Annotated in this window: 20 protein-coding genes; 7 read left to right on the top strand and 13 right to left on the bottom strand. The window is 51.3% G+C overall.

Annotated features, from left to right (window positions below; all coding sequences use genetic code 11):
- Window positions 1-2: 2 nt before the first annotated feature.
- The 9 genes from IEV97_RS05365 to IEV97_RS05405 all read right to left on the bottom strand — a co-directional run bounded on the left by IEV97_RS05365 (window position 3) and on the right by IEV97_RS05405 (window position 6,327).
- The gene (locus tag IEV97_RS05365) at window positions 3-518 is read right to left on the bottom strand and encodes a GDYXXLXY domain-containing protein (protein ID WP_188500497.1); all 516 of its coding nucleotides are present in this window, start codon (window positions 516-518) and stop codon (window positions 3-5) included.
- On the bottom strand, window positions 508-1,584 hold the full coding sequence (locus IEV97_RS05370; RefSeq protein ID WP_188500498.1) for a DUF4401 domain-containing protein: 1,077 nt from the start codon (window positions 1,582-1,584) through the stop codon (window positions 508-510). Before IEV97_RS05370 ends, IEV97_RS05365 begins: the two co-directional genes overlap by 11 nt.
- Window positions 1,574-2,539, bottom strand: a complete 966-nt coding sequence (locus IEV97_RS05375; RefSeq protein ID WP_188500499.1) for a DUF2157 domain-containing protein — start codon at window positions 2,537-2,539, stop codon at window positions 1,574-1,576. Before IEV97_RS05375 ends, IEV97_RS05370 begins: the two co-directional genes overlap by 11 nt.
- Window positions 2,540-2,611: 72 nt before the next feature.
- Window positions 2,612-3,034, bottom strand: coding sequence for an inner membrane protein YiaA (yiaA, locus tag IEV97_RS05380; protein ID WP_188500500.1), 423 nt, complete (start codon window positions 3,032-3,034; stop codon window positions 2,612-2,614).
- A gap of 80 nt (window positions 3,035-3,114) precedes the next feature.
- Window positions 3,115-3,681, bottom strand: coding sequence for a Crp/Fnr family transcriptional regulator (locus tag IEV97_RS05385; RefSeq protein WP_229733812.1), 567 nt, complete (start codon window positions 3,679-3,681; stop codon window positions 3,115-3,117).
- Between the two features lie 110 nt (window positions 3,682-3,791).
- Window positions 3,792-4,259 (bottom strand): type II toxin-antitoxin system RatA family toxin, encoded by a 468-nt coding sequence (locus IEV97_RS05390; RefSeq protein ID WP_188500501.1) that lies wholly within the window; start codon window positions 4,257-4,259, stop codon window positions 3,792-3,794.
- On the bottom strand, window positions 4,260-4,769 hold the full coding sequence (locus tag IEV97_RS05395) for a hypothetical protein (RefSeq protein WP_188500502.1): 510 nt from the start codon (window positions 4,767-4,769) through the stop codon (window positions 4,260-4,262).
- A 93-nt stretch (window positions 4,770-4,862) separates the two neighbouring features.
- On the bottom strand, window positions 4,863-5,606 hold the full coding sequence (locus IEV97_RS05400) for a DUF7738 domain-containing protein (protein ID WP_188500503.1): 744 nt from the start codon (window positions 5,604-5,606) through the stop codon (window positions 4,863-4,865).
- 61 nt (window positions 5,607-5,667) lie between these two features.
- Window positions 5,668-6,327, bottom strand: a complete 660-nt coding sequence (locus IEV97_RS05405) for a hypothetical protein (RefSeq protein WP_188500504.1) — start codon at window positions 6,325-6,327, stop codon at window positions 5,668-5,670.
- Window positions 6,328-6,508: 181 nt separating this feature from the next.
- On the opposite strand from IEV97_RS05405, the gene IEV97_RS05410 reads away from it, so the two are divergent.
- Window positions 6,509-7,426, top strand: a complete 918-nt coding sequence (locus tag IEV97_RS05410) for a glutamate--tRNA ligase family protein (protein ID WP_188500505.1) — start codon at window positions 6,509-6,511, stop codon at window positions 7,424-7,426.
- Between the two features lie 316 nt (window positions 7,427-7,742).
- On the opposite strand, the gene IEV97_RS05415 is transcribed toward IEV97_RS05410, so the two are convergent.
- The gene (locus tag IEV97_RS05415) at window positions 7,743-8,270 is read right to left on the bottom strand and encodes a DUF2911 domain-containing protein (RefSeq protein WP_188500506.1); all 528 of its coding nucleotides are present in this window, start codon (window positions 8,268-8,270) and stop codon (window positions 7,743-7,745) included.
- Between the two features lie 208 nt (window positions 8,271-8,478).
- Between IEV97_RS05415 and IEV97_RS05420 the strand changes: the two genes are divergently transcribed.
- The 5 genes from IEV97_RS05420 (at window position 8,479) to IEV97_RS05440 (ending at window position 14,603) form a co-directional block, all read left to right on the top strand.
- Window positions 8,479-9,834 (top strand): mechanosensitive ion channel family protein, encoded by a 1,356-nt coding sequence (locus IEV97_RS05420; RefSeq protein ID WP_188500507.1) that lies wholly within the window; start codon window positions 8,479-8,481, stop codon window positions 9,832-9,834.
- Window positions 9,835-9,938: 104 nt separating this feature from the next.
- Window positions 9,939-10,385, top strand: a complete 447-nt coding sequence (locus tag IEV97_RS05425; RefSeq protein WP_188500508.1) for a PepSY-like domain-containing protein — start codon at window positions 9,939-9,941, stop codon at window positions 10,383-10,385.
- Between the two features lie 180 nt (window positions 10,386-10,565).
- Window positions 10,566-12,323, top strand: coding sequence for an ABC transporter ATP-binding protein (locus IEV97_RS05430; protein WP_188500509.1), 1,758 nt, complete (start codon window positions 10,566-10,568; stop codon window positions 12,321-12,323).
- Between the two features lie 510 nt (window positions 12,324-12,833).
- Window positions 12,834-13,463, top strand: coding sequence for a hypothetical protein (locus IEV97_RS05435; RefSeq protein ID WP_188500510.1), 630 nt, complete (start codon window positions 12,834-12,836; stop codon window positions 13,461-13,463).
- Window positions 13,464-13,529: 66 nt separating this feature from the next.
- The gene (locus IEV97_RS05440; protein WP_188500511.1) at window positions 13,530-14,603 is read left to right on the top strand and encodes a J domain-containing protein; all 1,074 of its coding nucleotides are present in this window, start codon (window positions 13,530-13,532) and stop codon (window positions 14,601-14,603) included.
- A gap of 88 nt (window positions 14,604-14,691) precedes the next feature.
- Here IEV97_RS05440 and IEV97_RS05445 read toward each other — a convergent pair whose 3' ends face one another.
- From IEV97_RS05445 to IEV97_RS05455, 3 genes are all read right to left on the bottom strand, one after another.
- Window positions 14,692-16,089, bottom strand: coding sequence for a CPBP family glutamic-type intramembrane protease (locus IEV97_RS05445; RefSeq protein WP_188500512.1), 1,398 nt, complete (start codon window positions 16,087-16,089; stop codon window positions 14,692-14,694).
- Between the two features lie 103 nt (window positions 16,090-16,192).
- Entirely contained in the window at window positions 16,193-16,987 is a 795-nt protein-coding gene (locus IEV97_RS05450; RefSeq protein WP_188500513.1) for an alpha/beta fold hydrolase, read from the bottom strand.
- A 246-nt stretch (window positions 16,988-17,233) separates the two neighbouring features.
- Window positions 17,234-17,719, bottom strand: coding sequence for a hypothetical protein (locus IEV97_RS05455; protein WP_188500514.1), 486 nt, complete (start codon window positions 17,717-17,719; stop codon window positions 17,234-17,236).
- A gap of 343 nt (window positions 17,720-18,062) precedes the next feature.
- Here IEV97_RS05455 and mfd point away from each other — a divergent pair, with 343 nt between their 5' ends.
- Complete coding sequence (mfd, locus tag IEV97_RS05460) at window positions 18,063-21,434, top strand: transcription-repair coupling factor (RefSeq protein WP_188500515.1); 3,372 nt, start codon at window positions 18,063-18,065, stop codon at window positions 21,432-21,434.
- Window positions 21,435-21,521: the final 87 nt, after the last annotated feature.

Here is a 21,521-nt window from a genome sequence, read left to right on the forward strand (position 1 = left end):
GTTTATTTCTGAGATACCTGCTCCCGTTTCGGCACGATCAGCTGCCTGTTTTCATCATACAAGCCTACTAATATGCTGTTGCCTTTATCATCCACTCTGAGCCCGCCATACTGCACTTTTTCAAACGTTTTGGCCTGTCCTTCCTCAAAAAAGTAAGACTCCGCCCCCAGGTTGAGCGACCAGCCGCCTTTGCTATACCTGAGCAGGACTTCGCCGGGGTGCAGCGGTTCTTTTTCTGGTTGGTAACGTACCAGCTGCGCCACGTTTTGGGAGTCCAGCTGCACAACGGCATACCCGCGACTGGGGAGTTTTTCCAGTTCCTGCGTCTGGCTGATGGCATAGCTGAGCACCATGTAATCGCCCTGCATGAGGGAGCGCGGGTCTACCGGGGCGAGGCTGAGCAGCACCAGTTGGCCATCTTTCAAAATCTCTTCCTTCTCCACCACCGAAAGATTGAAAAAGGCCAGCACCGCCACCAGGTTGACCAGCACGATGATACTTTTGAGGTTACGCTTCATGGCTTCTTAAGTATCGGTTTAACAGGTATAGGCCAGCGAGGAAAAGGCTGCCCGTGAGCACCAACACCCCGGATTTGGCCAGGAGCGTCATGTTCAGGTCGTAGTAGTAGAGCACCAGGAAATAAGCCAGCGCCAGCAGCCCCACCCAAAATCCGGGTCTGTGACCGATGTAAAAGCTCGAAAGCACCACCAGCAAAGCCCCCGGCACCGAGGGAGCCAGCACAGTCGGCAGCAACACCACCGCGCAGCAGGTATAGAAAATGGCCAGCGTCTTCTGCTCCTTCACCCCGCTTTCGCGCAGCACACGGTGTAGCAACAGCAGCAGACAGGCAATCAAAAACAAACCCGACAGCCAGAAATGAGTGATGCTGGAGGAGAGCAGTTTCTGGTGCACAAACAGCACCAGCGCGATGATCAGGGAGAAGATCAGCCCCATGCGCACCGGCCCGAAAACCAGCGCAAACCGCCGTGACAGGGCCAGCAGTTTCGCTTCGTACAGACTAATGAAGGTAAGTATACCTGCCAGCACCATGATCAGGGCATGCGAGAGGTTATATACCTTGTGGATGAAGATCAAACTGAGCAGACTGCCGTTAAGCACCAGCACGGAGATGAACACACAAACGGCACTCCTTGAGAAAACCAGCACCAGCGCTGACGCTATACCTAAAGTAATGGCTGCGGCCGAGGCGCTATCCGTCAGTTGGCCGGCACCGAAGGCCAGCATCACGTAGCTTGTGATGTTCATAGAAATACCCAGCGCGTCAGCGGTCGTATCCTTATTGCTACGAATCATCACTTCCGCCCCGACCAGGAAAATCAAACCAAAAACCAGCATCGCTATCCCTGATTGGAGTAGCTGCGTGCTCGCAATAGCCCCCATCAAGGTACCCATCGCCAGCAAACCACCCAGAATCGTCAGCACCTTCACAGGCCAGCGTTTCAGCAGCGAAGTGGATTGGGCTGCTTCTGATGTGATGGCAGCACCATCATAGCTGAAGTCGGGTTGCTCCTGTGCAATTTCCTGCAGCAGGGTTTCGAGTTGCGGATATTCTTTATCGGCCATGCCACTGTCGGTTAAGTTTTCCCAAATACTGAATCAGCAACGTAATGCTGCCCACCACAAAAAGCGTGGCCAGCAACAGCATAATCTCCGGCACGTCCTCCCCGATCCGCACCAGGATGGCTGTCACCACCGCGATGCCACTGAAAGGAACGGCCGTCAGGTAAAAGATATCGCGCACCTTCAGGCCATAGGCGATCCCTACGCCATACATAGCCACGCCGAGCACATAAGCCAGTCCGTAATCTTCGCGTATACCTGCAAACAGTGCTGAGATCATGCTGACAGTGATGACGGTGATCGCCGCCAGCCCCACCAGCCTCGGAAACCAGCGGTGCTGTATACCTACACGGCCTTTTGCGGCTAGCACTTCCCAGATGACAACGGCCGCTGCGTTGATGATGAACAGCACATCCATTACCACGGCAAAGGACCAGTGTGTGGCCACCTGCTGGGTATAGAGCACGAAGGTGGTGTTGAGCAGCACGAGGAAGATGAACCACAGCGGCTGAAACCTGGCCACAACCACCCACAGCACCACACACATCGTCCAGCCCAGAAAGAAGTCGTAGGCATTGGCGCCGGTCTGGTAGATTTGCCCGAACACGGCGAAGAGCACGCCCACCAACATGGTGCTGGCCGTGAGCAGCACATTTTTCACCGTGCCGCTGAGTTTGGTGAACACCGCCGCAAACGTAACGGCCAGTATCAGCAACTCGATCAGGCCCAGCTTCACAAACTTGTGCATATCAACCCAGTTGTAGGCGAAGAAGAAGATAATGCCCGAGATGAGAAAGCTGCCTCCGAGCCCCAGCAAGAACAGCCGGACAAACTTGATCCAGTCCTGCGGCCCGGCGTATACCTGCTCTTTGCGAAGCCAGGCGGCTATACCTGCCTCGCGCCAGTTGCTGTGCCGGGCGATGCTGTAGATGATTTCGCGGGTGAGGTGTGGTTTCATAGAATCAATTGAAAAGATGCTGTCATTTCAAAATGCAAGCTGATATGTTTTGAGTCTGCTGCACAGTGACTTTTAATAATATAGCTCCCCTTCTTGCTTTGAAGGCATTTCCCTGCTTAAACTGTCACGGGTATTTTTCTGCACCGCAATGGCAGCGAAAAGGCTTAGTAAAAACGACATGCCATAGAAGCCTTTTTCGCTCAGGAGCAGATCCGCATTCCAAAGCCCCACGGTCAGCAGCACGATCGCCAGAATGGTAGAAAACCAGCTAAGTCCATAATAGATGTTGGTCACCGGTATACCCTCCAGTTGGTCGCGCACGCTTTTTTGGAGCGAGATGGCGGAGAATAAACCAAACATAAGTATGGCAAAATAATAGCCCTTTTCGTTCAGCAGCATGTCGGCATTCCAGAGGCCGATGAGGTAGGCGGTGATACCGGTCAGTAAGGTCGCCCAGGAGGCTGCTACAAATGCGTTGGATGGTTTCTGATTCATGTTTTCTTTCGTTAAGTGATGAATCAAAGGTATAGCAGCCCCTAAAGCTTTCTTTTGACAATTGTCAAAAAAGGAAACCATCAAACCTGGCTTCGGATCCTGCTCAGCGTTTCCTGGCTAATGCCCAGGTACGAGGCAATTTGCCCAAGCGGGATTCGCTGCAGAATATGCGGTGAGGTTTCCAGTAGCTGTTCATACCGTTCCCGGGCCGTTTTGAACTGCATAGCCATCAACCGCTCTTCCAGCCGGATGTAGTACTGCTCGTTGATGATCCGAACCAGGCGCTCCAGGTCATGGTGCTGATCAAACAGCTGGTGTAGGGCTTCAGAGCTAATTCCCCACAAGGTGGAGTCTTCCAGGGTTTGGATGTTTTCTATACCCGGCTTTCGGGAAATGAAGCTGTAAAAAGAGGTAATGAAATTGTTTTCAAAGCCAAACCAGTACGTCACTTCCTTGCCATCCAGGTTGTTGTAGTATCCGCGCAAACAACCTTGCTCCAGGAAATACAGCTTATTGCACACCATTCCCTCCCGTACCAAAAAGGCATTTTTGGGCAACTCCACCCGCGTTAACGCCTTGGAAAGCGCCTCCCATGCTGGTATAGAAATAGGGTGGTATTGGAAGATGCATTGGTGTAGGGTGTTCATTTTGGGGTACTTTTTCTTCAGGTATGGAGTTAGAATTGCTTTGCTAGGAACAAGAGGAAGTTGTTTCCAATGAAGCTACCGCATAGTGTAAAATGCATTTTAAATACATTCTACATCTTGTTAGCGGGTCGTGCTTTTAATTCAATGTTTGTTTTAAGATCAATAAGTCTTTGCTTGACGTTTGACTCCAAAATTTTCTTTATTGATCCTTTGAGCAGATTGAATGGAAAACGCAGCTTAAATGAATATAAAAAAATCACTTCAGTTGAGTTGGGTTTTAACTCCCTAAATGTCCAGGAACCTAAGAATGATTTAAACATAAAAGGTCCTTTCGTCATTTTGATTGCAGTTGCCTTGGGTCTATTGAAAGTTACATACTCGGTTACCATGCCAAGTCCATTTGTAGCAACACAATATGCTTTTGCTCCTTTTTCTGCCTTTGTAGCTCCTTCAATTAAATCGGCCTTTTTGAGAAAAGTATCCCAACTTAACCTTTGCTTGTAATCCTGTGTGTAGTCGAAAGCGACTTCAGGGTTACAGTTAACCTCTATCGATGCTGTAAACTTTATGCTTTCCATTTATTCGCTGTTTTTTTTAATTGAAGTCAATAAATAATTCTGGAAAGCTTTCAAAATTAGTCTTACTGGGTAATTAAATAATAAGTATACTCGTCCATCCAGGCTATAGGATGTCATAAGCTGAAGCGTTGTTATTTCCCCTTTTCTAGTCAAGAAGTAAGAGCCATTTGGGACTCTAAAAATACCCTGTGAAATGTCAAAAAAGTAGCCCACTACAAATCCTTTTTCTGGATTAAAGTTGAACGAATATTCTTTCAATGGTTTCCAAGTCGTTATTTCTTGCACAAACCTTTTGCCAGAGTCAAAGTAAGCTATTCGCCGACCACCTTTTCCTTCTGCCAATAAGTCTGCTCGTAATGGTCGAGGGATACCAAGAAGTTTAAAAATGAATGGATCAGAAAACTGTTCAATTCTGACATTGGTGATATTGTCCCAAATGATTTCTGGTTGTGCTTTGATACTAATGGTCGTAGAAATTGATTTGGTGATATGTCGATTGAAAGTTGTCAATTTAGCTCATGTTTTTGTATACTCCTCTAACGAACTAGTGTATGGCGCGTGTCCCGAAGGGCATGTGCCATACACTATTGATTTTAGATGCTTTTATCTTTGTCCAAAATTGTATCTAATACTATGAAGTCTCATACCCTCATCAAAAAGCATAAGCCTTGTTCCGTTTGAAGAGCACTCGCAAAACCCGAATACAATTACGGCGGCAGGTATCATACAGCTAAACTTCTCGTTGAACAGAATTTTATCAAAAAAAGCTTTTTCATAAAGATTAAGAGTTGCATCGGTCAAGTCGTTCATAGAGCTGTCCGCAACAATTTTATGGTCCAAGAAAAATAGCTTACCTGAATATGTTTGCTCCGTCCAAGGTCCAAACGTATTCATATATATGTCTTTAAAGGTCTGGGCATGTTGGTTTTTTGTAAGACTGAAGCCGGGATCATTTTTCCTTAGCTCGTACTCTTTCTCAAGAGTAGCCGTGACATATTTTTCCGTTAAATCCTTTGAACGAAAATTAACCTGGAGCTTGGATATTTTGCTTTCATCTGACCCCTTAAAAACCAAACCGCTCTGGTTATAGATTATCTCAACATACTTGGGTATCTTATGTCTTGTGCCGTGATGTCTGTCTTTAAAGTTCTGCTTTTTATGTTTTACAACTATTCCATTTTCACTTAACAAATCATCAAGTTTATCAACACTTATCTCAGATACAAGTTGATAGCCATTTATTGTTAATATTCCGTTTCCGATCACAATCTCGAGCTGTTTCTCTTGACCATACCCCTTGGAGGTCAAGAGAAAGACTAATAACATTGAAAAAAACAACCTCTTCATATTACAGGAATTGCACCTAATGTACTTGGCAAAATGTGGCGAAGCTAAATTATAGGCGTGGTTATGGGTTTATTTTTATTCTCTGCTCTTTTTCTTTAGACATACTGATTGCTCCCTTTTTATCTATTTTCCCATTTTTTGAAATCACAATGATTTCACCAGTATTTGGAATTGGGGCATATGTGCTATCACATTCATATTCATAGTATATGCTGTCTACACTTAGCACGGAGAAGTCTTTACCAATGATTGCTGTCATAGAACATGAAGTCAAGCCACAGTCTGAGCCGCAAGCGCCATGGAAAAGATTCTCTTGATTAATCAGAAACCCTGACTTAGAATAAGTCGCTACAACTGGATAATATTCTGCCGCCGGATGATAGAAAATTAAAGTATAAAACGAAGTAGTGTCAGGTAGCATACCATAGCAAAAGCTTTCATTGAAGTAATCAGCCTTAGCAAACAATGTATCATTGCTTTGCTCGTTTAGCCTTTCTAATCCTGTAACGTCTAGACGTGCAAAGCCATCAGATCTAATTTCGATTGGAAGACTTAAATTCTTAAACTTCTTCAGGAACAACTTAAATAGTCGGATTCGACTTGCTGAAGTGTCTTCAGAGATAGAATTCTCAATTAGTTCATCATCTACTGCTTCAGTTGAATCGCTACTGCTACACGCAAGTAGACTGACACATAAAAAAAAGAGTATAATTCTTTTCATTCTGTAGATTGAATAACCCATAACTACTTCAAAATCCCAAACATACGCTTTTCCGCATATTACCAAACATAGCGAAATTCCGTTATTCATCCACCTTATCCTCAAGCATTTTAGCAGTTTCTAATTTGACTTAAGAAATAGCAGCTATACCTTTGACCTCATCAAACCCAGCGCTATACCTGTGGAAACGAAACAGCAAATTAAAACCCGCATCGCCCCGACCCCCAGCGGCTATTTGCACTTGGGCAATGCGCTGTCGTTTGCTATTACCTGGGCGCTTGCCCGCAAGCAGCAAGGCATAATCGCGCTGCGCATCGATGATCTCGACAATGCCCGTTTCCGCCCCGAGTACCTGCAGGACATCTTCGACACGCTCGATTTCATGGGCCTCGACTACGACGAAGGGCCGCACAACCCACAGGATTTTCAGGAGAACTACTCGCAGCTTTTAAGGCTTCCGGCTTACCAGGCGCAACTCGACAAACTGGTGCAGCAAGGTATGGTGTACGCCTGCCCCTGCTCCCGCAGCCAGATAGCGGCCCTGTCGCCTCAGGGGCTATACCCGCTCACCTGCCGCGATGAGCAGTTGCCCCTCGACACACCCAACGCCGCCTGGCGCGTGCGTATACCTGAGGGTACAACCATCTCTTTTCAGGATCAGCTGCTGGGCCACTGTACGGTGGCGCTTGCCCTCGAAATGCCCGACTTTGTGGTGCGCCGCAAAGATGGTATACCTGCCTACCAGATCGCCTCGATCGTGGATGACCTGGCCATGGGCGTGAACCTGATCGTGCGGGGTGAGGACCTGATGCTCTCCACGGCGGCGCAGCTTTTTCTGGCACAGCACACGGGCGCCACCGCCTTCACCGATGCAGCTTTTGTGCACCACCCGCTTATCGTGAGCGAAGGCAACAAACTCTCCAAATCGCACAACGCCCTCTCGCTTACCGAAATGCGCAAGGCCGGACTCACCTCGCAGCAACTCTGGCAAAAGCTAGCTGCGCTGCTCGGCTGGCAAAACGCAGAAATAGCGGACGCGCAAAATTTCCTCAGCAAGTTCCGGCTCCAGGACCTACCACGGCACATCGCGCAGGTATAACACTCTTATCCTGCCCCATAAATTTCTGGAATATGCGCTGCTAAAGAAGAATTGTCCCCTTGAGGGGACTATAGGGGTGTTAGGCTCCAGGCAATATGCTTTAAGTGCTTACTCTGGCAAATGCACACCCCTATAATCCCCTCAAGGGGATAGTTTTATATTGCTACACTCGCTGACCATCTTTCAAGCTTCGAAATTGGAAATCTACGAAACAGGAGAAGGTATAGCTGCCTGCAGGCGGGCACAAAAAAGCCCTGCTGTCTTCCAGGCTATACCTGAAACCACAGCAGGGCTTTTTGTTTTTTTTTAACTGAGCTTATTTGGCTGCCTGCACTTTCACCGGCACTTCCAGGTTCTCCCAGCGCAGCACCATGCCATCTTTGGTCACATCATACACCAGTCGCTCGCTCATGGAGGCTGCCTGGCGAGGCTTGGCTTTTACGCGCAGCGCGTCCTGTTTCTCGTCGTACTGCGTGCCCCACTGCTTGGCTGTCTTGTTGAAGATCAGTGTCCACTCCTCTTCGCCAGGTATGGCATAGAAGCTGTAGGTGCCGGCTGGCAATTTCTGGCCTTCCACCATCACGTCCTTGCTGGTGGTAACGGTTGTGGCCTCGTTTGCGCCCGCACGCCATACCTCGCCATAAGGCACCAGTTCACCCCAAATGGTGCGGCCTTTCACAGCCGGGCTGCTGTAGTTGATGGTGATGATGGCGTCCCCGATCTTGCCCGTGGCCGTAGTCGGCGGACTGGCTTTTGGCTTGGCGTCCTGCGCCCATACAGTGGAGGACATCAATATGCCCATAAACAACATGGCGAGCGAATACATGAATCGTGCTTTTCTCATAATGGTTTTATTTTGGTTATAGTAGTAAGATCCGCAAAGGAAGAATCCATTGCCTACTAACTAACGTGGCGCATAAAAGTTTGATTGTCTTGACTATGAATATCTTGCACAGGTATAGCCGGATGTGGAAGCGGCTGTTGTTGCAGCACCCCGGCTTTTCTTCCGTATAGAAGGAAAATTGCTCAAAACAGAGAAAGCCGCGGAGCCTATGCCTTCTTACGATCGACACAGAAGAATTTCTAAGCGAAACTTACGCCTCCCCAAACCGGGCGCCGGTACGCAGAGCACCAGCCAGCCGCAGCGCTATACCACTACTGCCTCACCCAGAAAACTTCGCACCAAACTTCGGAGCAGAAAACGCGCCCGTGGTTCAGCCGTGAAAGGAGCCCGGAACCGACTGCGCAACTTTCGGCAAGCCTCCATTTTGGCTGTCGCCATTACGGGTCTGATCCTGATCATGTTTGCCCCAAGCGAGGCCGGCCTGACGCAAGACATGTACGACACGGTTGCAGTAGTGGAAGAGGTAGCAGTGCAGGACCCTGCGTCTGGCGGCACCGTTACAGAGGAGGCGGTAGTTAAGAAGAAAGGCTCCAAAGAGGCGACTGATGAGGCAATCGGGGCGCTGCAGGGGCTTTGGGAAGGCTTCATTTTCAACCTGCCTAAAATAATCATCGCCTTCATCACCCTCGTTCTAGCCTGGCTGACCGTTCGCGTGCTACGAGCCATCCTGCACCGCACCATCGGCAAGTGGCAAAGCGCCAGCGCCGTTATCTCCCTGGTTTCCATTGCCGTGTGGTTGCTGGCCGTTGGCGTGGCAGTGAGTGTGGTGGCAGGCGATATCCGCGCGCTGGTCGGCTCCTTGGGACTGGTCGGGCTGGCCCTGTCGTGGTCGTTGCAGACACCCATCGAAAGTTTTACCGGCTGGCTCATGAATTCTTACCAGGGCTACTACAGGGTGGGCGACCGCATCCAGGTTGGCGAGGTGTTCGGCGACGTCTACCGCATCGACTTTCTGACCACCACGGTTTGGGAGATTGGGGCGCCTTACCAGCCGGGCTTTGTGCGGGCCGAGCAGCCCACCGGCCGACTGGTCACGTTCCCCAACAACGAAGTCCTGACGGGCTCCGTGATCAACCTGACCGCCGATTTCCCCTATGTATGGGACGAATTGGATGTGGGCGTGGCCAACGAGTCGGATATGCAGCTTACCATGCAGGTGGTCGAAAGTGTGGCGCTGGGGCTCCTGGGCGATTACATGAAAGGACCGGCCACCGCTTACGCCCAGCTACTGCAACAGGCCGGCCTGGACGATACGGTGCCGGACAAGCCCCAGGTATTTATTTCCATGGACGATTCCTGGACCAACATCACCATCCGCTACCTCGTGGGGGCCCGCGAGCGGCGCAAGTGGAAGAGTGAGCTCACGCTGCGCCTCACCATGGAGTTGAACAAACCCGAATATATAAATAAAATAATACCGGTATACCCACGCCAGCAGGTACAGTTCATCAACTCCGATGGTACTCCTGCACAAACCAGTCCCGAAAACAGCGGCGACTCCTAGAACACAACTATGTTACTATCAACAATTTTCAAACTTCAGACTTGCTTCAGAATTGCACCGTATACTTGTATCATATCAATTTCAAACACTTAAAATCTAGATTTATGAAAAAGATACTAGTTGGATTTGCCTTCGTAATAGGCTCAGTTGTAGCAGTGCAGGCGCAGGACGTAGCCGAGAAAGATGTTCCGGAAGCAGTGAAAAGCGCTCTGATGCAAAAGTATGCCAACGCCACCGACCTGGACTGGGAAAAGCATGGAGAGAACTACGAGGCTGATTTTGATGTGAACCGCATCGATCACGCCGTCATGATTGACCCATCCGGCAAAATACTGATGACCAGACACGATTTGATGGAGAAAGACCTGCCACAGGCTATACAAACTGCCATCAGCCAGAACTACAAAGGCATGCGCGTGGATGACATAGAGCAGGTGGAGAAAGATGGTAACACCTATTATCAACTGGAGCTCGACCAGAAAGGCAAGGATAAAAAGATTGTGATGTCGAAAGACGGAAAAGAGGTAACTGACCCAGCCTACTGGGACTAACCGCTTGCCTTCTAAATACTACACGGAATGCCCGGGGCCACGCTTCGGGCATTTTTATGGCCTAAACCTTCCTCCTACGCCGCCTACTTATTGCATGCTGTCTCCAGCACAGGAGAAGCGGTCTGTATACCTGCACTGGGTACGCCCGTAGGAAGATAACTCTAACTCACTTCATCTTGCATGCGCGTACTCTGGAACTACCTGCAGCCTCACCGTGGGCTGGTTATACTTTCATTATTTCTGGCCGGCATCAGTCAGGTGCTGGCGCTGGTCGACCCGATCATTTTCGGTAAGATCATCGACCAGTACGCTACGCCGCCATTTACCATGTCGAGCGAGGAACGGGTGAAAGGTGCACTCTGGCTGATGCTGCTGGCCGTAGCGGTGGCGCTGCTCTCGCGTTTGGCAAAGGCTTTTCAGGAGTATTTCACCAACCTGGTGGTGCAGAAATTCGGGGTGCAGATCTTCAACGACGGCCTCAAACAGACGCTCAAACTCTCTTACCAGGAATACGCCGACCAGAACAGCGGCGAAACGCTTTCCATCCTGCAGCGGGTGCGCCGCGACACGGAGCGCTTCATCAACTCCTTTATCAACATCCTGTTTTCGTCTTTGGTGGGCGTGGGGTTCCTGGTATGGTATGCCATCACCAAGCACTGGGCGCTGGTGCCGATCTTCCTGATCGGGATGGTGGTGCTCGGGGGCTTGACCAGTATCCTGAGCGCCAAGATCAAGACCATGCAACGGTCCATCAACCGGGCCACGAACAAGATGTCGGGCGTGATCACGGAATCGCTGCGCAACATTGAGCTGGTGAAGAGCCTGGGCCTAACCTACCCCGAAATACGTCGTTTGCGCGAGCACACCGAGCGGATTTTCGCGCTGGAGATGGCCAAGGTCAAGCGGGTGCGCACGCTCTCTTTTCTGCAGGGCACGGCCCTCAATCTGCTCCGGCAGTCCATTTTGTTCACGCTGCTCTGGCTTATTTTCCGGGATGTGCTCACCACCGGCGAACTGATCTCGATGCAGTTTATTTCGGTCAGCATCTTCGGCCCGCTACAGGAAATGGGCACCATCATCCTGACCTACCGCGAAGCCGAGGCCTCGCTCCACAACTTCGACGAGCTGATGAACAAGCCTGTGGAAACCCGGCCCGAGTCGGCGGTTGACGTGGGGCCGCTGCAGCAATTGCGGTTCGAAAACGTGGTCTTCCGGCACAAAGGTGCTCCGCTGAATTCCGTTGACGGCATTTCCTTTGAAGCCAATACAGGCGACACCGTTGCGTTTGTGGGTCCTTCCGGCTCAGGGAAATCTACCTTGGTGAAGCTGCTGGTCGGGCTATACCTGCCAGCCACCGGTGAGATCTACTACAATGGCACGCCCGTAAAGGAAATCTGGCTGAACGAGGCGCGCCGGCAGTTGGGCTTTGTGACGCAGGAGACAAACCTGTTTTCGGGCACCATCAAGGAGAACCTGCAGTATGTGAAGCCGGACGCTACGGACGAGGAGGTGATCCGGGCGATGGAAAAGGCCTCGGCCACCCACCTGCTCACCCGCTCCGAGCACGGTATACACACCCAGATCGGGGAAGGCGGCCTGAAGATGTCGGGTGGCGAGAAGCAGCGCCTCTCCATTGCCCGCGCCCTGATCCGCAACCCGCGCCTGCTCATTTTCGACGAAGCCACCTCGGCCCTCGACTCGCTCACCGAAGAGGAAATTACGGCCACCGTAAAAGAGATATCGGCCCTGCGCGAACAGATCACCATCCTCATCGCCCACCGCCTCAGTACCATCATGCACGCCGACACCATCTATGTGCTGGAGAAAGGCAAGATAGTGGAGCAGGGCAACCATGCCGAACTGGTAGAGCAAAAAGGCCTGTACTACGCCATGTGGCGCCAGCAGATCGGCGAGCGCAAGGTAGAGCTGATCCGGTAGACAAGCGCTATACCTGTAAGTGTCCCAGAACCAAGTTCGGGACAGGCTCCCAGACCTGTGAAAGTCTTGGTGGAACTTTGAGGACATTGCAGCAACTTGAGCTTGCTGCTATAGCTACAGTCCTTTCCTGCAACCGACTCACTACGAGTGCTTAAAGCACTAACTTGTCTTCCTGGAAAATTCATTGCGCTTATACCTAGGGTCGTTAAGTTCTAACGAATTCTCCCCTTGAGGACGGGGCGGTTTCATTCTCTTTTTTTGTCATCCTGGAAGGATCTTGGTAACAAGTAGTATAAGCTTCACCTCCCTTCAACCAAGTTTCTTTACAGAATGACAATAAGTTTTAAGAGCATTCTTTTAGAATGAAACGGCCCGGCCTTTGAAGGTAGAGTTCCCCACAGAACTTAACAACCCCGCCTCTACCTATACCCGCCGCAATGCGATGTACTGCAACTTTATACCTGCAGCTCAGGTATGCAAAGCAACAATTTAAAACTGAAGCTTATACCTATGAAACGATACCTATTAGCCATCACCGGTCTGCTGGCCCTGGCCTCCTGCGGCTCCAACTCTGCCGACGGCAACTACAACCGCGCCGCCGACGACGACCTGATCGAAAACCAGGTCGACTCCGACACCAAAGCCTCCATCGACAGTGTGGCCCGCGCCGCCGACGAGGGCGCCATCCTGCACCCGCTTCCTGACACGTTGACCACTCTGTTGCAACAGCGCCAGCCGCAGGCAGAGGTGGCCGTCCTCACTGACCAAACCATGTCGAACCGCACGCAGCAGGTTGACAACCCGGTATACCTGCGCGGCAATCTCAACGGCAACCGTACCCCCGACTATGCCGTGCAGGTGCTGCAGAATGACTCCATCCACATCCTGGCTTTCCTGGATTACGGCACCCCGCAAGCCCGTGAAATGAAAGTGGCGGCTTATCCGTCGCAGCTGCTGAACGACCGCAGGTATAGCAACCTTCAGCTTAAACTAGCCCCGCAGGATTCGCTCGTGCGCAACCCACGCCAGCAGCAGTTCACCAATCTCAAAACCGACGGCGTATCCGTGCTGGATGGCAATCGCACCACGCTATACCTGCTACAGAACAACCGCTTTATACCTTTCGACGCGCAGCAGTAAGGTATAGCGCCGGCTTATCCGTAAATTGCAGGCGCTATACCTCTTTTTCATACCTGCTACCTGCTTATGCCTGCTTTTAAGTCCGACAAACCTGTTCCATCGCTCACGCCACAGATCGCCTCTCCGGACCACCGCAGGCTGAGCCAACTGCAGCAGGAATTCAACAGGAAAGTGGCGCAGATAGAGCAGCTGAAGCAGGAGCTGGCCACACGGCGCGACAGCATGGACCTCGCTCAGAAGCGCATCGAGAAGGAGCTGCGCCCTATTATCATGCAGCAAGTGGCACAGCGCGTGGCCTTGGTTCATCTGCTGGACGATGCCTTTGCCCTGCCGCTGTTCAGTTTCCGTGAAAAAGAAAAGCTGGCCCAACTGATTGCCAGCATCAGCCTGGATCTGATCCAGAACTATGAGCGCGAAGACCTGATCGCCCTCCACGATCGATATGCCGAGGTGCCGTATGCCGAGCTTGATGCCTACCTGGATGAGGAGGAAAATTTCACGGAGCAAGGTATAGCAGACGAGGAAGAAGCTATACCTGACAACTTGGATGAACTCGATGAGTTTGAGCGCCTGCAGGCCCAGTTGGACCGAGAAGAGGAAGAACGGGAACGGGCCAGGCAAGACCGTCAGAAAGGCCGCAAGACCAAAGCCCAGCAGGAGAAGGAGGCAAAGGCGAAAGCCGAACTCAGCAACATCAGCAAGGCCAGCCGCCGCGTGTACACCGACCTGGCCAAACAGCTGCACCCCGACAAAGAGCAGGACGAAACCAAGCGGGCGTGGAAGGAAGAGGCGATGAAGCGCGTGACGCAAGCCTACCACCACGACGACTTTTTTGAGCTGCTGCGCCTGCAGATGGAGTTCCTGCAAGAGCAAGGCCAGGCATTGGACAAACTTCCCGACGAACAACTAGCTTACTATATCAGGCTTTTGGATGATCAGGTAAGCGAGCTACAGACAGATCTCAACGGTTTCATATTTGGCCCCAACGCCGCCTTCTACGAGCGCTTCTGCGGCAGCCAAAAACAAATGAACCAGAAGTTTAAGCAGGCGAAGGAAGGCCTAACCTACGAACTGGAACAGCTGAGGCAGCACCTGCGCGTGCTGCAGGACCCGGTGCAGATTAAAGTGATTTTGAAGTAAGTCTTGGACACCATTACCTCGCAGTGCAACCTGCGCTCGAGGCAGGTTGCTATACCTGCGCGCATCCATTTCAGCCCCTCAAGCAAGCCTACTTAAAAGAAACCACCGCCAGATCAGCCAGCTCCATCCTTGACTGCAGCAGGATACCGTACTTCGTTTTCAGGTCTTCTCTTGCCTGCTCGAAATCGTTTTTGGTCAATTTGAAGTTATATTTCCCTGATTCCAGCAGCTCTCTCTTGGCAATTATACCCACCTGAAAGTTTTTCTCGACAGCGCCTACCAATTCTCCAAGCGTTACGTTCTCGAATGTGATATCTTCCTCGTTATACTGAACGATAGACCGGCCTAGGTCGGCCACAGAATGGGTCACCAGCAGATCAGCATCGGCAATCGCCACATCCCAGTCATCCGTTTCTTCAGAGCGATACGTGACATCAAATTTATAGACTTGCTGCAGTTGCTCCAGCACCAGCTGTTTGTTTTGCTTCGCATCCTTAGCAAGTTTGTTCGCTTTAAACTTCAGGTCAATGGCCGTGTACTGGTGCCTGGTTTTGTCGAGCTTTACACGTGATTCTTCCTTATCCAACAACGCCAAAATAACATCGTGCAGCTTTTGGTTTTCAAACCCGATCGAGTCCGGGCCAATGAATTTAGAAGCGATGGCGGTTTGGTCGTGGAGCAAGTACTCCCCTACCTGCATGGTATAGTTTTCGTTCCGGATGTTCAGTTTCTCTTCCAGGGTTCCCAACGATGCCAGCGCCAGGCCGAAAAACAACGCATTGTGACTTGCGTGCAGGTAAAAACCCCAGCGGAAGCCGTGCTTCACGCGCATGTACCCCATTAGCATGCCTCCCACGATCTGAGGAGCTATCAGAATCGGGATAAGCCAAACAGCTACTGAAGCGTAGTCGAAGTCGGTAAAATTGGTGATGTGAATGAGGCCAAAAGCAAAGGCCATGAAGTAAAAGAAGGCGCCGTATATCTTGCTCCACATCTTCTCCCAGAAACGCGTTATCGTCTCTCCGTTCAGGGCATAAAGCACCAATGCCATACCTAAAATAATCCAGGTGCCGATAGCTCCTTCCAAAGGAAACAGCGAGTAAGCCACTGCACCTAGTGCAATAGAAGCCGCCAATACGAGTAGCGTGATGTAGCCACTCTTAAACCGCAATCCGTAGCGGAAAACCAACTCCTCCAGAAATGGCACTACCAACACGCCCAAAAGCAAAAAGGCCCAGACCGGGAAGGACCGCATCAATTCGAGCACAGCGTGGGTGTTGCCAGTATGCCATCCCAACAGGCTAACCAGTTGAATCACACCTATAATCGCGAACGAGAGCAGCAGATCAATTAAGAGCACATACAGCAGGATGCGAATTTTGAAAGAGAGGCTGCTTGTAGCGGCAGGCTGATCTTTTGGGTTTTTGAGGAAAAGCCACAGGTCAGTGGCGGTTTGTCTTAATTGGAGGGTAAAGGATTGAAGCATGGAGTAAAGATAGAGCTACTGTTGCACTAATTGCAGTCTAAATATATATAATTCCACCTATACTTCTATGAATTCCTGCTGCTAATCTTGGTCCTGGAGCACACTATACCTGCAGGTAGTTTTCCATGGTGTCGATCACTTCTAATGGGGCACTCAGATTCGGGCAGTGCCCCGTCGCTTTCAGGTGCACCAGCGTAGAGTTTTTGATGGCTTTATGCACGTAGTTGCCAACTTCCTCCGGCGCGATGATATCATCGGCACACTGCATGATCAGCGCCTCAGTCTGGAGCTTTGGCAAGTCCTGCCGATTGTCCGACAGGAAGGTGACGTGGGCGAAGTGCCTGGCAATATCGGGGTCGGTGTTGCAGAAACTCTCTATTAATTCTTCCCCCAACGAAGGCTTATCCGGGTTTCCCATGATCAGGGGAGCAAATGTGTCGGCCCAAAGCGTATAGTCGTGCTCCATGTAAGCCAACATCGACAGGATGTCGGCCCGGTCGAACCCACCAATGTAGTTCTTATCGTTGATGTAGCAGGGCGAAGGACCGATCAGGATGAGTTTGCTAAACAGGGCTGGTGTTTTGATCGCGCTGAGCACCCCCATCATGGCACTCACCGAGTGCCCTACAAAGATCACATCCTGCAGATCAAGGGTATCGATTATTTCCAGGATGTCGGTCGCATACCCATGCAGGGTGTTATACTTCACGGTATCGTATGCAGCGAGATCGGAGTTACCGGCACCTACGTGGTCGAACAGCACGATTTTGTAATGCTGCTGAAAAGCCGGTGTCACAAAACGCCACATATTCTGATCACAACCAAAACCATGGCCGAACACAAGCGGCTTCTCCCCTTTTCCGGAGATATTGATATTATTTCGTTTGATCACATCCATCGCATCCGACTACAAGCCTCTTCTGACTATCCTACAGGTATGGCTCACTCCATTATACGCAACGCCACAAGTATGGCTATACGAATTTAAAATAGGATAAAATCATACTCTACTCAAAAAGGTTGATCTGATCAATTGCACTTGAGTTAGGAGTTCTTAAAGGAGAGAGGGAAGACCTTGAGGAGTCAAACAACTTGCTTCATTCCCATTAGCTCTTTTGTATTTGAAAACCAGAAAGAGCGGAGGCTATATATGGGAAAGCGGTGCTGTCAGATCCCTGATTTCTGTCTGCAGTTCCTGGGCTAGAGGCTGTACTCGTGCCATAGCGTTTTGTTTGGTACCGTCACACGACAGCAGAATTTTAGTACCATCCTCCAACCAAAGAAAACTATCAAACGAAGTGGAAGCGATGGGCCGCCAGGACCGGCGGGAGTTAGAGGCGATGGTTCTGTTCTTCTTGAGGAAGATGCACTTTGTGCCGGGGTATGGTTCTCTGGTGCCAACAGTATAGCCTAAAATATTCAAGCCCATACAGTAAGTACCGCTGTACAGGTCAATTTCGAGGCATTTATACTGCACCAATGGAAAAATCCCGAACAAGACCATGATGACACCAACCACGGGATAAGTCATAAACAGCCAGACGCCGCCAACAATAATCACAAAAGCGTATACCTCCGTTGTGACGCCAATCGGGTCAGTCAGTCTGTAGCGGAGTAGAGGTGTTTCCATCGCTATACAAGGTATCTTTTTCTACAGAAAAAGTCAGCTATACTGTCAACAGATTAATGAAATCACCTGAATAGTGCTTTACAAGTCGCTACCTGTTCTTGCCCAAAACACACTTGTACATACCCCGCGCGCAACTCACGCTTTTTAATCAGCGGTTTTTGAGGCTCGAGCTGCAAATTCGCCCTAGCTAGTAGATTATATGCCTCCCCCGCAACTTTCTCCCTCTTCTCCCAGTTCTGATAAAACATTATCTTGTAGTATCTTTGTAAACTACAACCAGCAGAACACGACTCCCGAAAAGTCCTGTGTTCTGCCTTTGCTGTTTTGTGACTTTTTGAACTGAATGAAAGTAACTGATTTTCTAGAGCTGTACCGACTTGACGGGGTGGTGCAGACCATTGCCGAGCGACTCAAAGCCGATAAACCCTACCGTCTGCAGCTCAAGGGCATGGCGGGCAGCTTAGATGCCGTGATGGCCTCGGCCGTCTATACCTTGCACCCGCAGCACCAACTCTTCGTTTTGCACGACAAAGAGGAGGCGGCTTATTTCTATACCGATCTCAAAAACCTGCTTGGCGACGAGAAGGAGGTGATGCTGTTCCCGACGTCCTACAAGCGGCCCTACAGTTTCGACGATACAGAGAACGCCAATATCCTGATGCGGGCCGAGGTGCTCAACCGCCTCAACACCAAATCCGACAAAGGCGAGCTGATCGTGACCTACCCCGAGGCACTCACCGAAAAGGTGATCAACAAAAAGTCGCTGGTGGAGAACACGCTGGGCGCGAAGGTAGGCGAAAAGCTGGATGTGAATTTCCTGAGCGAGATGCTGGCCGAGTATGGCTTCGAGCGGACGGAGTTTGTGTACGAAGCGGGCCAGTACGCCGTGCGCGGCGGCATTGTGGACGTGTTCTCTTACGCCAACGACCTGCCCTACCGCATCGAGCTTTTCGGCGACGAGATCGAGAGTATCCGCTCTTTCGACCCCGACACGCAGCTGTCGGTGGAGACGAAGAAAAGCATCTCGATCATACCCAACGTACAGACCAAACTCCTGCAGGAAACCCGTGAGGCTTTCCTAGACTTCCTACCGAAGAACACGGCCATTTGGTTTAAGGATGTGCGCCAGACGCTGGACGTGATCGATGAGTATTTCGACAAGGCAGCACAGGCCTTTGAGAAGCTGATGGCAGGCAGCGGCGGCACTCAGATCGTGTCGGACCCGGAGCAGCTGTTTCAGACGCAGAAGCAGTTCAAGAAGCTGCTCGAGAAGTTCAGCATCGTGGAGTTTGGCAAGCGCTTCAATTACAAAGACACCGAGGTGCTGCAATTCCAGTCCAAGCCGCAGCCTTCGTTCAACAAAGATTTCAACCGGCTGGTAAAAGACCTGCACGAGCAGCAGAGCAAGGGCTTTGTCAACGTCATCGCCACCGATTCGCCACGCCAGATCAACCGCCTCACCACCATCTTCGACGAGCTGGACCACGACATGCGTTTCCAGCACCTGGGCATTTCATTGCGGGAAGGCTTCATAGACGAGCAGCTCAAGATCACCTGCTATACCGATCACCAGCTCTTCGACCGCTTCTACCAGCACAAAGCCAAAGAGGGCCGCTCCAAGTCCAAAGCAATGACGCTCAAAGAGCTGCGTACCCTGCAGCCCGGCGATTACATCACGCACATGGACTACGGCGTGGGCCGCTTTGCCGGACTGGAGAAAGTGGAAGTAGGCGGCCGTCTACAGGAAGCCATCCGACTGGTATACCGCGACGACGATCTGCTCTATGTCTCTATTCACTCACTGCACAAGATCTCAAAGTATAGCGGCAAAGAGGGCGGCCCGCCGACCATGAGCAAGCTGGGTTCGCCGGAGTGGGAGAACAAGAAGAAGAAAGTAAAGAGCAAGGTAAAGGATATTGCCGCCGAGCTCATACAGCTATACGCCAAGCGCAAAGCCGCACCGGGCTACGCCTATACCCGCGACGGCTTTCTGCAGGCCGAGCTGGAGTCGTCGTTTATTTATGAAGACACCCCCGACCAGGGCAAGGCCACCGAAGACGTGAAAGCCGATATGGAACAACCGCACCCGATGGACCGCCTCGTATGCGGTGATGTGGGCTTCGGCAAAACCGAGGTGGCCATACGTGCCGCCTTCAAAGCAGCCTGCGACGGCAAGCAGGTAGCCGTGCTCGTGCCTACCACGGTACTGGCCATGCAGCACTTCAAAACTTTCCGCGACCGACTCGAGCAGTTCCCGGTGACGGTAGACTACATCAACCGCTTCAAAACGACCAAGGATATCAAGAACACCTTGCAGCGTGTAGCCGAGGGCAAAGTCGATATTCTGATCGGGACGCACCGCATTGTCAGCAAAGACGTGAAGTTCAAAGACCTCGGCTTGCTTGTGATTGACGAAGAGCAAAAATTCGGGGTAAAGACCAAAGAGAAGCTCAAGGAGATGCGCTTTAATGTGGACACACTCACGCTCACGGCCACGCCTATACCGCGTACGCTGCACTTTTCACTCATGGGAGCCCGCGACCTGAGCGTGATCGCCACGCCGCCGCCCAACCGTCAGCCGGTAAAAACGGAGCTGCATGTATTTGATGAAATTCTGATCCGGGACGCTGTGGCCACCGAGTTGAAGCGCGGCGGTCAAGTGTTTTTTGTGCACAACCGCGTAAAGGATATCGAGGAGATCGCCAACATGATCCTGAAGCTGGTGCCGGATGCCCGCATCACTTTCGCCCACGGGCAGATGGACGGCGAGACGCTGGAAAAGCGCATGATGAAGTTCGTGGACGGCGAGTACGACGTGCTCGTGTCGACCAACATCATCGAATCGGGCCTGGACATACCGAACGCCAATACCATCATCATCAACCGGGCGCACATGTTCGGTCTGTCGGACCTGCACCAGATGCGGGGCCGTGTGGGCCGCTCCAACAAGAAAGCCTATTGCTACCTGCTCACACCGCCCGTAGCTGGTCTGCCAACCGATGCCCGCAAGCGTTTGAGCGTGCTCGAGGAGTTCTCTGACCTGGGTGAGGGCTTTAAGATCGCCATGCGCGACCTCGACATACGGGGGGCAGGCAACCTACTGGGTGGCGAGCAAAGCGGCTTCATCAACGACCTGGGTTTCGAGATGTACCACCAGGTGCTCGACGATGCCATCAAGGAACTGAAGGAAACCGAGTTCCGCGATTTGTTCCTGAAAGACAACCTGGCGGAGTTTGTGGAGCCCGTGCGTGACTGCAACATCGAGACCGACATGGAAGTGCTGATACCGGATTGGTATGTGGGTAACATCTCGGAGCGCCTCAACCTGTACAGCAAACTCGACAGCACCAAAGACCTGCAGGACCTGGAGAAATTACAGGCCAGTATCGTGGACCGTTTTGGCCCGCTGCCGCAGGAGGTACAGAAACTGATCGAGATCGTGAAGCTTCGCTGGCAGGCCCAGCAGCTGGGTTTCGAAAAGCTCACCATCAAAAAAGAAGTGATGAAAGGCTACCTGCCGAGCGAGAACAACGATGCCTACTTCCAGTCCGAGACCTTCGGCAATATTCTCAAATACGTGCAGCAGCATTCACGCCGCTCCCGCCTGAAAGAGGCCAAGGACAAACTGATCGTGATCGTGGAAGACATCCAGAGCATCGCCGATGCACGCGAAGTGTTTGACAGTCTCGACGTAAAGGCTACTGTGCAGGGGTAAACGTATTCACAGTAGACCCTTAAGGATAAATTAAATCATCCCGGCTGCACATGCCACGACGATACCATGGCATGTGTAGCCACGTTA

The sequence above is a fragment of the Pontibacter amylolyticus genome (assembly GCF_014638845.1).
GTDB classification, from domain to species: domain Bacteria; phylum Bacteroidota; class Bacteroidia; order Cytophagales; family Hymenobacteraceae; genus Pontibacter; species Pontibacter amylolyticus.